Source organism: Polaromonas sp. YR568 (genome assembly GCF_900116715.1).
Taxonomy (GTDB): Bacteria; Pseudomonadota; Gammaproteobacteria; order Burkholderiales; family Burkholderiaceae_C; genus Polaromonas.
The window spans coordinates 203,890-213,560 of record NZ_FPBM01000006.1 but is presented as its reverse complement, the minus strand read 5'-3'; the positions used below and the strand labels follow the sequence as shown (position 1 = coordinate 213,560).

At 62.0% G+C, this 9,671-nt stretch carries 9 protein-coding genes; 8 read left to right on the top strand and 1 reads right to left on the bottom strand.

All coding sequences use genetic code 11. The features are described 5' to 3' along the window. Positions 1–5 precede the first annotated feature (5 nt). From BM408_RS14680 to BM408_RS14670, 3 genes are all read left to right on the top strand, one after another. On the top strand, positions 6–785 hold the full coding sequence (locus BM408_RS14680) for a hypothetical protein (protein ID WP_139237355.1): 780 nt from the start codon (positions 6–8) through the stop codon (positions 783–785). Between the two features lie 97 nt (positions 786–882). Continuing rightward, positions 883–3,192 (top strand): transglycosylase domain-containing protein, encoded by a 2,310-nt coding sequence (locus BM408_RS14675; RefSeq protein WP_254774826.1) that lies wholly within the window; start codon positions 883–885, stop codon positions 3,190–3,192. A gap of 77 nt (positions 3,193–3,269) precedes the next feature. Then, a complete protein-coding gene (locus BM408_RS14670; RefSeq protein WP_092130600.1) occupies positions 3,270–4,418 on the top strand; it encodes an alpha-hydroxy acid oxidase in 1,149 nt (382 codons plus the stop codon). Positions 4,419–4,467: 49 nt separating this feature from the next. On the opposite strand, the gene BM408_RS14665 is transcribed toward BM408_RS14670, so the two are convergent. Continuing rightward, positions 4,468–5,364: a LysR family transcriptional regulator gene (locus BM408_RS14665; protein ID WP_092130599.1), complete on the bottom strand. Its 897-nt coding sequence runs from the start codon at positions 5,362–5,364 to the stop codon at positions 4,468–4,470. Between the two features lie 153 nt (positions 5,365–5,517). On the opposite strand from BM408_RS14665, the gene BM408_RS14660 reads away from it, so the two are divergent. The 5 genes from BM408_RS14660 to BM408_RS14640 are packed head-to-tail and all read left to right on the top strand — an operon-like array spanning position 5,518 to position 9,651. Continuing rightward, positions 5,518–6,186 carry an RraA family protein gene (locus BM408_RS14660; RefSeq protein ID WP_092130598.1) on the top strand — a complete coding sequence of 223 codons (669 nt, stop codon included), beginning with the start codon at positions 5,518–5,520 and terminating at the stop codon, positions 6,184–6,186. Further along, positions 6,183–6,845: an RraA family protein gene (locus BM408_RS14655; RefSeq protein ID WP_092130597.1), complete on the top strand. Its 663-nt coding sequence runs from the start codon at positions 6,183–6,185 to the stop codon at positions 6,843–6,845. The genes BM408_RS14660 and BM408_RS14655 overlap by 4 nt, the downstream gene beginning before the upstream one ends. Beyond that, entirely contained in the window at positions 6,845–7,462 is a 618-nt protein-coding gene (locus BM408_RS14650) for an RraA family protein (RefSeq protein ID WP_092130596.1), read from the top strand. Before BM408_RS14655 ends, BM408_RS14650 begins: the two co-directional genes overlap by 1 nt. Then, positions 7,450–8,679 carry a pyridoxal phosphate-dependent aminotransferase gene (locus tag BM408_RS14645; protein ID WP_254774825.1) on the top strand — a complete coding sequence of 410 codons (1,230 nt, stop codon included), beginning with the start codon at positions 7,450–7,452 and terminating at the stop codon, positions 8,677–8,679. The genes BM408_RS14650 and BM408_RS14645 overlap by 13 nt, the downstream gene beginning before the upstream one ends. Before the next feature lie 48 nt (positions 8,680–8,727). Further along, positions 8,728–9,651: an amino acid ABC transporter substrate-binding protein gene (locus tag BM408_RS14640; RefSeq protein ID WP_092130594.1), complete on the top strand. Its 924-nt coding sequence runs from the start codon at positions 8,728–8,730 to the stop codon at positions 9,649–9,651. The last annotated feature ends 20 nt before the right edge of the window (positions 9,652–9,671 follow it).

Here is a 9,671-nt window from a genome sequence, read left to right as displayed (position 1 = left end):
TGTCCATGTTCAAAGCCTTGATGTCAAAAATCACAGGGGCGCCAGCTCCCTCCCCGGTAAAAAAGGCGGAGGGAAGGAAAGAAGCTCCGCGCACCCCTCCGATGCGCCCGCAAGAGGAAGCCTTGCTGCGTGCCATTGAGGAGAAACGGAAAACCGATTCCCTGATCGGCGCCAAGATCGGCAGCAAGGAAGTCGTTCAACGTCTTCTCAGCGGCATGAAAACCGAGCGGGGCGTGCATATCGAATCGCTGCTGTGCGCGCTGGGCTCGCTGGCCGGCTATGCCTGCCAGGCCGACCTGCGGCAGCAGGCCAAAAAGCAGGGCATGGCTGAAACGTCGCTGCTGATGGTGGTCGGCACAAAAGACGGGAAGAATTTCTTCTTCGGGGATCACCTCAACAAGGCATTGGCCGAATCGCAACTTTCGATCTGGAGTCTGGCCGCAGGAGCCGCCCAGCACAATGGCTGTACCAAGCTTCCCGATGTGGCGGAAATTTTCGGGTACGTGACAGGCACCGTGGGCGGCGAAAGCTTCGGCATACCTCGTCTTCCCGACGGCCATAAACCCGGGGATTTGCCCATCAACTACCTCAAGTCCCTGTGGCCCGTGATGTTGAACGTCATCCATCCGTTCTGCAAGGAATCCGTGGAATGGCCCATCCTCTTTGGTTTTGCCATCCAGGAAGTCATGGATCTTTCCAAAACGGCGATCAAGCCGGACCTGGCCCTGCAGGTCGTGATGGAGAGCGCCATTCCCATGTCCAAAGTGGATTTGTCCAGCTATTGATGCTTGCACCGTGAAACACCGCGCGTTATTTGACAACCCAGGGCCTGCGCCATCCGGACGCACGCGTCGCCGCGTAAATTCGGTTTTTGCGGCAGCCTTGCTCGCTGCAAGCAGCCAGTGCGCCTGGGCCGTCGCCACCTTCGACGAAGTCAAACGCGAATTCCGCCCCTCAGACACGCTCATCCTCGACCGCAGCGGCGAAGTCATCCAGCGCGTACGCACCGACAACGCCGTGCGGCGCGGCCAGTGGGTGGCGCTGCCTGATGTATCGCCTGCCCTGCGTACGGCGCTGGTGCTGAGCGAAGACAAACGCTTTTACGAGCACAGCGGCGTGGACTGGCGAGCCGTGTCGGCTGCGGCCTGGGGCAATTTGTGGAACACCAAGACACGCGGCGCCTCCACCCTCAGCATGCAGCTGGCGGGTTTGCTTGATGAAGACTGGCGCGCCGGCGCGGGCGGCCGCAGCCTTGTGCAGAAGGTCGGCCAGACCGTGTCGGCCCAGGTGCTGGAGACGCGCTGGCGCAAGGACCAGATTCTGGAGGCATACCTCAATCTCGTGCCGTTTCGCGGTGAGATGGTGGGCATTGACGCGCTAAGCCGCACGCTGTTTGGCAAGGCCGCGCACGGGCTGGACGAGCGCGAGGCGGCGATTGCGGCCGCGCTGGTGCGCGCGCCCAACGCGAAAGCGGCACAAGTCTCGCAGCGGGCTTGCGGTGTGCTTAAAACCATGCAGGCCCCGGCGAAGGTGGATTGCGAAGGGCTGGATTTGTATGCGGCAGCGGCGCTGCAGCGCAGGGCTTTTGATGCAAGTGAAGGAGTGGCACCGCATTTGGCGCGCAGGTTGCTGGCGCTTCGCGCGCCCTCACCCCAACCCTCTCCCAAAGGGCGAGGGAGTAACAGCCCCGAGCGCAGTGACTCGGTCTTGCTCCCTCTCCCCCTGGGAGAGGGCAGGGGTGAGGGCTCCCCGGACTCCGGCAGCCAATCCATCCGATCCACCGCCCGCGCACCCCTGCAGCGCTTTGCCGTGCAAACCCTGACCCAACAACTGCGCGAACTGCGCGGCCGCCATGTCGAAGACGGCGCCGTCGTGGTGCTGGACAACGCCACCGGCGAAGTGCTGGCCTGGGTCGGCTCGTCGGGCGAGCTCAGCGGCGCGGCCGAGGTTGACGGTGTGATGGCGCTGCGCCAGCCGGGCTCCACACTCAAACCCTTTTTGTACGCGCAGGCGATTGCCGAAAAGCGCATCACCGCTGCCTCTTTGCTTGAAGACTCTTCGTCACAGATTCAGACGGCTGGCGGACTCTACATTCCGCAAAACTACGACCGGCAGTTCAAGGGCCTGGTCTCCGCGCGCACCGCGCTGGGCGCCTCGCTCAACGTGCCCGCCGTGCGCACGCTGGTGATGGTGTCACCCGACGCCTTTCACCGCCAGCTCAGGGCCGTCGGCCTGCCGCTGAAGGAGTCGGGCGACTACTACGGCTACAGCCTGGCGCTGGGCAGCAGCGAGGTGTCTTTGCTGTCGCTGACCAATGCCTACCGCACGCTGGCCAATGGCGGGCGCTACAGCGCGCCTTCGCTGGCGAAGAACCCCAAGCCGGTGTTTAAACCCGCACTGGACGCACGCGCTGCCTTTATCGCCACCGACATCATGGCCGACCCGATGGCGCGTGCCCGCACCTTCGGCACCGACAGCATTCTGGCCACCCGCTTCTGGACGGCGGTGAAAACCGGCACCAGCAAGGACATGCGTGACAACTGGGCCATGGGGTTTTCGCAGCGCTACACCGTCGGCGTGTGGGTGGGCAACGCCAGCGGTGCGCCCATGTGGGACGTGAGCGGCACCAGTGGCGCCGCGCCCATCTGGGCGGCCTTGATGAATTACCTGCACAAAACCGAGCCCAGCCGCGCGCCCGTGCCGCCCGCAGGCCTGGTGCAAAGCCGCACGCAATTCGGCAACGAAGGCGGCCGGCCGCTGGAGGCTACGCGCAGCGAGTGGTTTCTGCAGGGTACAGAGCAAACCGTATTCGCTATGAATTCGGGAGCGGATTACGCCCGTCCTGAAAGGGCTGCAACCCGAAATGGCACAAAACCCCCGTCAGAACCCGACGCCCCGCCCCGCATCACCGCCCCCGCCTCAGGCACCATCATTGCGCTGGACCCGGACATCCCACCCAAACACCAGCGCGTCAGCTTCAGCGCCGAAGGCCGCGGCACACGCTGGCTGATGGACGGCAAGGAGTTTGCGCGCGGCCCCCAGGCGCAGTGGATGCCCTGGCCGGGCCGGCACGTGGTGCAGCTGCTCGATGCCGGTGGCAAGGTGGCCGACGAGATCAGGCTCGAAGTGCGCGGTGCCGGTGTGCGCGAGGCCAAAGCCGTGACCGGCGCCAAAGCACCCGTATTGAAATAATTTGAAGCCCGCCAAAATTAATTCAATCGCCGGGCAGCCCAAACCTTTAGCATTGGGCCACTGAGGAGACAAGCACCGTGCCCGTGATCACCAATATCGAAGACCTGCGCGTTCTGGCCAAAAAGCGGGTGCCCCGCATGTTCTACGACTACGCCGACTCCGGCTCGTGGACGGAAAGCACCTACCGCGCCAACGAAAGCGACTTCCAGAAGATCAAGCTGCGCCAGCGCGTGGCCGTCAACATGGAAAACCGCAGCACGGCCACCACCATGATCGGCCAGCCCGTGGCCATGCCGGTGGCGATTGCGCCCACGGGCCTGACGGGCATGCAGCATGCCGACGGCGAAATCCTGGGCGCCCGCGCCGCCAAAAAATTCGGCATTCCCTTCACGTTGTCGACCATGAGCATCTGCTCACTCGAAGACGTGGCCGCCGGCACCGACCGCCACCCCTTCTGGTTCCAGCTCTATGTGATGAAGGACCGCGCCTTTATCGAAAGCCTGATCGACCGCGCCAAGGCGGCCAATTGCTCGGCGCTGGTGCTCACGCTGGACTTGCAGATCCTCGGCCAGCGCCACAAGGACTTGAAGAACGGCCTGAGCGCACCGCCCAAGCCCACGCTCGCCACCATACTCAACCTGATGACCAAACCGCGCTGGGGCCTGGGCATGCTGGGCACCAAACGCCACGGCTTCGGCAACATCGTGGGCCACGTCAAAGGCGTCGAGAACATGGGCTCGCTCTCGGAATGGACAGCCAAGCAGTTCGACCCGGCCCTCAACTGGGGCGATGTGGAATGGATCAAGAAACGCTGGGGCGGCAAGCTGATCCTCAAGGGCATCCAGGACGTTGAAGACGCCAAGCTCGCCGTTAACTCAGGCGCAGATGCACTGGTCGTCTCCAACCACGGCGGCCGCCAACTCGACGGGGCGATGTCGTCCATCTCGTGCCTGCCCGAAATCGTCGCCGCCGTCGGCAAGCAGATCGAAGTGCACATGGACGGCGGCATCCGCTCCGGCCAGGACGCACTCAAAGCCATCGCCCTGGGCGCCAAAGGCACCTACATAGGCCGCGCCTTCCTCTACGGCCTGGGCGCCATGGGCGAAGAAGGTGTGACCAAGGCGCTGGAAATCATCCACAAAGAGCTGGACCTGACCATGGCCTTCTGCGGGCGCACCGACATCAAGGCGGTGGACAGCAGCATCTTTGTGCCTGGCACCTACTGACCATCAAACGGCCCCTGTCGGGCATCTGCGCCCGGCAGACCTTTGTTATCTAGCGCTTCGCCCAGCTTTGGGCGATCTTCACGAGCGCCTCGACTGACGGGTTCGGCCTGTTCCTGTTCCAGGCCACCGCAATGGTCACAACGTCGACCACATCCCGAAGTGGTTTGATGCTCACCCCTGTCGTGTTCATGTTCTCGAGCGCAGAGGGCACCACTGCCACGCCCTGCCCGCACGCCACAAAGGCCAGCTGCGAGGCCACTGACATGGCCTCGTGAAGAATGCGCGGGGAAAAGCCGGCGCCCCTGCATGCGGTCACCACATCGTCGAAGTAGGCCGGGCTGATGGATCGGGGGAAAAGCACAAAGTTTTCTTCCGAGACATCCGCCAGCCTGATCGACTTGTGCCCCGCCAGTCTGTGGCCGGGCGGCAAGGCGACTGCGAGCCGGTCTTTGATCAAAGGCACCGCCGTCACGGCCCCATAGTTCCCGTTCAGCCGGACAAACGCGACATCCATATCACCGCTCTCCAGCGCCGCAATGGCGCTGGCCGTGTCCGCTTCCTTGAGCGAGACGGTGATGCCCGGGTGATCCTTTTTGACGAGCTCAATGATCCCGGGAAGCACATCAAACATCGCTGAGGTGATGGTGCCCACCGTCAGCACCGCCGTGTGGCCACTGGTTGCCTCTCTCACGGACAGCTCAAGACGCTGAACCTGGTCGGCAAATTTCTGCACCGCCGGAAGAATCGCCAGCCCGGCCGGCGTCAGCGTGACGCCGCTTTGTGAGCGCTCAAACAGCCTGACCTTCAGGGCATGTTCCAGAACCTGTATCTGCTTGGTCAGAGGCGGCTGGGACATTCCCAGGCGTTTGGCCGCCTTGCCGAAGTGCCGCTCTTCCGCGACCGCCAAAAACAGCCACAGGTGCCGCAGGATTCTGAAGTTGATCATTTCGATTCCTTTTATGTATCGATTCGATATGCCGAAGGCAATAGACACCCTCGTTTAAGAGCGAGAAACTGGCGTCTTGCAAAGGAATCGATTTGATCCGTTGCAAGAAAAATGTACCCGATACAGCGCAGACATCCAACTTCAACTTAAAGCATGACCGAAGAAAAACTTCTCCAGCGGCTCTATCAGCTCGACACGAACACCGTCTCTGACGCCCTTGATTTCCTCGAACTCAAAGGCGCCACCTTCGGCCTGCGCCCGCTCTGGGACTGCCCCAAGATCGTGGGGATCGCCACCACGATCCAGCTTGGGCCGAAAACAGATCCCCGGGCCACGCTGCACCCGATCACGCCCGTGATCGCCGAGACGAATTCAGCCAATCGCATTCTGGTCATTACCGGCGGCCTGGAAGGCATCTCCTCCTGGGGCGACCTGGTGGCCAATGCTTCCCAGCTCAAGGGCATCAAGGGAACGATCCTCGACGGCGTGTCGCGCGACATCGAAGGCAGCGAGTCCATCGGCTACCCCGTCTACGGGCGCGGTGTGACGATGATCAGCGCCAGAAACCGGGTCGCCCAGATTTCATCGTGCGAGCCCATCCAGGTGCAGGGCGTCACGGTGAACCACAACGACTATGTGATCGCCGACCGCTGCGGAACCGTGTTCGTTCCTGCCGGCCGTATCGAAGAAGTCATCACCCTGGGCGAAAAGATCGCCGCACGGCAGGACGGCATGGTCAAGGCGATTCGCGCCGGCCGCTCCGTCTCTGAAGTCATGCACGACAAAGAGTTTGCAGCCATTGCAGTGGAGAAACAAAAATGAACACGGAAGACAAAGACCTCGTAGCGCTCTTCGAAGGCCTGGATACACCGGGTGTGTCGGATGCCATGGACAAACTCGGGCTTCCGGGCCAGTGCCTGGGCATCGCCCCTTTGGCCAACTACGCCAAAACCGTGGTCGGTCCTGCCTTCACGGTCCGCTACGTTCCAACCAGCAATCCGCCCGGAACGGCCGGCGACTTTATTGACGACGTGGCTGAAGGCGATTTTGTCGTCATCGACAACGGCGGCCGCACGGACTGCACCGTCTGGGGCGACATCATGACCCAGGTGGCCGGCACGCAAAAATTCGCGGGCACCGTCATCGACGGTGTATGCAGGGACGTGATGAAAGCGATCTCCGACGGCTACCCCATGTTTACCAGGGGCCGCTATATGCGCACAGGCAAAGACCGGGTCGAATTCCTGGAGGCCAATGTCCCCGTCTCCATAGGCAGCGCCAGGGTCAGGCCTCGCGACATCGTCGTGGCGGATGCGAACGGCGTGGTTGTGGTGCCGCGTGAAAGGGCCAGGGAAGTTGCTGAAGCCGCGCAGAAGATCGAAGCCGTTGAGCGGCAGGTCCGGGACGAGATCTCCAAAGGCAAGACGCTGAAAGAAGCACGGGCGGCCCTGGGTTACCACACCCTGCAGAGGAAGGCCTGATGAGCGCCAAGCTATTTGCCACCGCGGGTGAGCTCGGCTCTTCAACGCTTTTTGAGGCGTCGGGCCTGCGATGCGCGCTGGACCGGAACATTCGCCCCATCTGCCCCGGCCTGCTGCTGGTGGGAGAGGCCTACCCGCTGTCGTGCGCACCCGGCGACAACCTGGCCATCCACATTGCCCTGGAAAAAGCACCTGCCAACAGCGTCCTGGTCGTCGATGCCAGCGGTTTTGTGGCCGGTTACTGGGGAGAAGTGCTGACGGTCGCCGCTCAGGCTAGGAACATCGCGGGTCTGGTCATGGACGGAGGCGTGCGCGATATTGCGGCCATGAACAAGCGGAACTTTCCCGTTTTCACACGGGGAATCTCGGTTCAAGGGACCGTCAAGCAGAGGTTTAATTCCGTAGGGGAAACCATCCAGATATCGGACTGCGGCATTTCCCAAGGGGACCTGGTCGTCGCCGATGACGACGGCGTGGTCATCATCCCCAAGGCGCATATCGAACGGGTTGTCCAGGCCGGCAAGGCACGCGCCGACAAAGAGGCCTTGATGATGGACAAGCTCGGCGCTGGCGCCACAACCATTGAACTCCTGGGTTTGCAAAAATGGCGCCAGTAAGCACCATGGCCGGCAGCAGCGCGCTGAGCTCGCGCCTGACGGCAGTCCAGCCGTCTGCCACCTACGGCATGCTGGCGCGGGCCGCTGCGCTGAAGAAGTCCGGCCGCGATGTGATTTCCCTCAGCGCGGGAGAGCCGGACTTCGACACGCCCGCCAACATCAGGGAAGCTGCCGTCGCGGCCATCCATGCAGGCCACACGCGCTACCCGCCGGTGGCTGGGATTCCCCAACTGCGCGCGGCCATCGTTTCGAAGTTCGAGCGTGAGAACGGCTTGCGCTATGACGTCAGCGAAACCATGGTGTCCAGCGGCGGAAAGCAAGTTATCTTCAATGCCCTGATGGCAACGCTCAATCCGGGCGACGAGGTGGTCATTCCGGCGCCTTACTGGGTGAGCTACCCTGAAATGGCGCTGCTCTGCGGCGGCCAACCGGTGATCGTCCCTACGCGGATGGAAAACGGCTTCAAGCTGACAGAGCAGGACTTGCGCGCCGCCTTCACGCCCCGGACCAAATGGCTGATCCTGAACTCCCCCTCGAATCCTTCCGGCGCGGTCTACAGCCGGCAGGACCTGCAGGTCATCGTGAACGTGCTGCGGGACCATCCCCACGTGCTGGTCATGTCCGACGACATCTATGAACACCTGGTCTTTGACCAGCAGCAATTCCACACCATTGCGCAGCTGGGTGAAGACATCCAGCGCCGGACCCTGATGGTCAACGGCGTGTCGAAAGCCTACGCCATGACCGGCTGGCGGATTGGCTACGGCGCCGGTCCAGAGTGGCTTCTTGGCGCAATGGAAAAAATCCAGGGCCAGCAGACATCCGGCGCCAGTTCGATCTCGCAGTACGCGGCCCTTGAGGCCCTCACCGGTACGCAAGACTTCATTTCGCTGGCCAGGAAGTCCTATGAGCAAAGAAGAGACCTGGTCGTGTCTATGCTCAATGCGGTTCCCGGATTCACCTGCATCAAGCCGGAAGGTGCGTTTTACGCCTACCCCTCTTGCGCAGGCCTTATCGGCAAGAAGACACCCGGCGGCATACGCATCGCAGACGACGAGGTTTTTGCGAACGAGCTACTGCAGCAAACCGGTGTCGCCGCGGTACACGGCAGCGCCTTCGGCCTGGGGCCGCACATCCGTGTGGCTTTCGCCGCGGATACCGAGCTGCTGACGCAAGCCTGCCAACGCATCAAGACTTTCTGTTCGTCCCTTACCTGACTTCCCAGCTTTCCATCTTTCAAGCTTTACCCGCCAACCGGAGCTCTCATGAAACCACTGAAACTAACGGCCGTCCTGGTCACAGCAGCCTTGTTCGCCATGCCTGCACTTGCGCAGGTGAGCACGCTTGAAAAAATGCGCACCACCGGCAAACTGACGATGGGCGTGCGGGATGGCTCGGTTCCGCTGTCTTACACGCTCGGCGATGGCAAGTACGTGGGGTTTCATATTGATATCTGCCAGCAGATCATCAATGCCGCCCGGCGAAAACTCAACCTGGGCATGGTTGAAGTGGGCTACCAGCTGGTCTCTTCCCAAAACCGCATTCCGCTGGTGCAAAACGGCACGGTCGACCTGGAGTGCGGCTCCACGACCAACAACGTGGCGCGGCAAAAAGATGTCGCATTTGCGGTGACGACTTACATCGAGGAAGTCCGGATGGCTGTGAGAGCCGACTCAGGCATCACCTCCATCAGCCAGCTCAACGGGAAAACAGTTGTCACGACAACCGGAACGACTTCCGTGCAGCATTTGCGCAAACACAAAAGGGCAGCAGGCCTGGACTTCAAGGAAATCCAGGGCAAGGACCATCAGGACAGCTTCCTGCTTTTGGAGACCGGCCGTGCCGACGCGTACGTGATTGACGGCGCCATGCTGGCCAGCCTGATTGCCACCTCCAAGACGCCGAAGAATTTTGCTGTCGTGGGCGAGGTCCTGAATGTGGAGCCCATCGCGATCATGATGCGAAAGGACGACACGGAACTCAAAAAGATCGCGGACGAAACCATCAAGTCCATGGCCGCTTCGGGCGCGCTGCGTGATCTGTGGACGAAGTGGTATCTCAAGCCCATTCCACCCAAGGGCGTGGCCATCGGCCTGCAGACACCCGAATCGATCAAGGCCGCCTGGGCAAAGCCCAATGACAAGCCGATGGAAGACTACCAGGCCGCACCGGTCGCCGCAAAGCCCTGACTGCCGGTACGTCCCCGCCA

Excerpts from the sequence above, each read along its gene's own strand:
- BM408_RS14680 (WP_139237355.1), top strand. The coding sequence starts at position 6 with ATGTTCAAAGCCTTGATGTCAAAAATCACAGGGGCGCCAGCTCCCTCC.
- BM408_RS14665 (WP_092130599.1), bottom strand. The coding sequence starts at position 5,364 with ATGATCAACTTCAGAATCCTGCGGCACCTGTGGCTGTTTTTGGCGGTC.
- BM408_RS14660 (WP_092130598.1), top strand. The coding sequence starts at position 5,518 with ATGACCGAAGAAAAACTTCTCCAGCGGCTCTATCAGCTCGACACGAAC.
- BM408_RS14655 (WP_092130597.1), top strand. The coding sequence starts at position 6,183 with ATGAACACGGAAGACAAAGACCTCGTAGCGCTCTTCGAAGGCCTGGAT.
- BM408_RS14650 (WP_092130596.1), top strand. The coding sequence starts at position 6,845 with ATGAGCGCCAAGCTATTTGCCACCGCGGGTGAGCTCGGCTCTTCAACG.
- BM408_RS14645 (WP_254774825.1), top strand. The coding sequence starts at position 7,450 with ATGGCGCCAGTAAGCACCATGGCCGGCAGCAGCGCGCTGAGCTCGCGC.
- BM408_RS14640 (WP_092130594.1), top strand. The coding sequence starts at position 8,728 with ATGAAACCACTGAAACTAACGGCCGTCCTGGTCACAGCAGCCTTGTTC.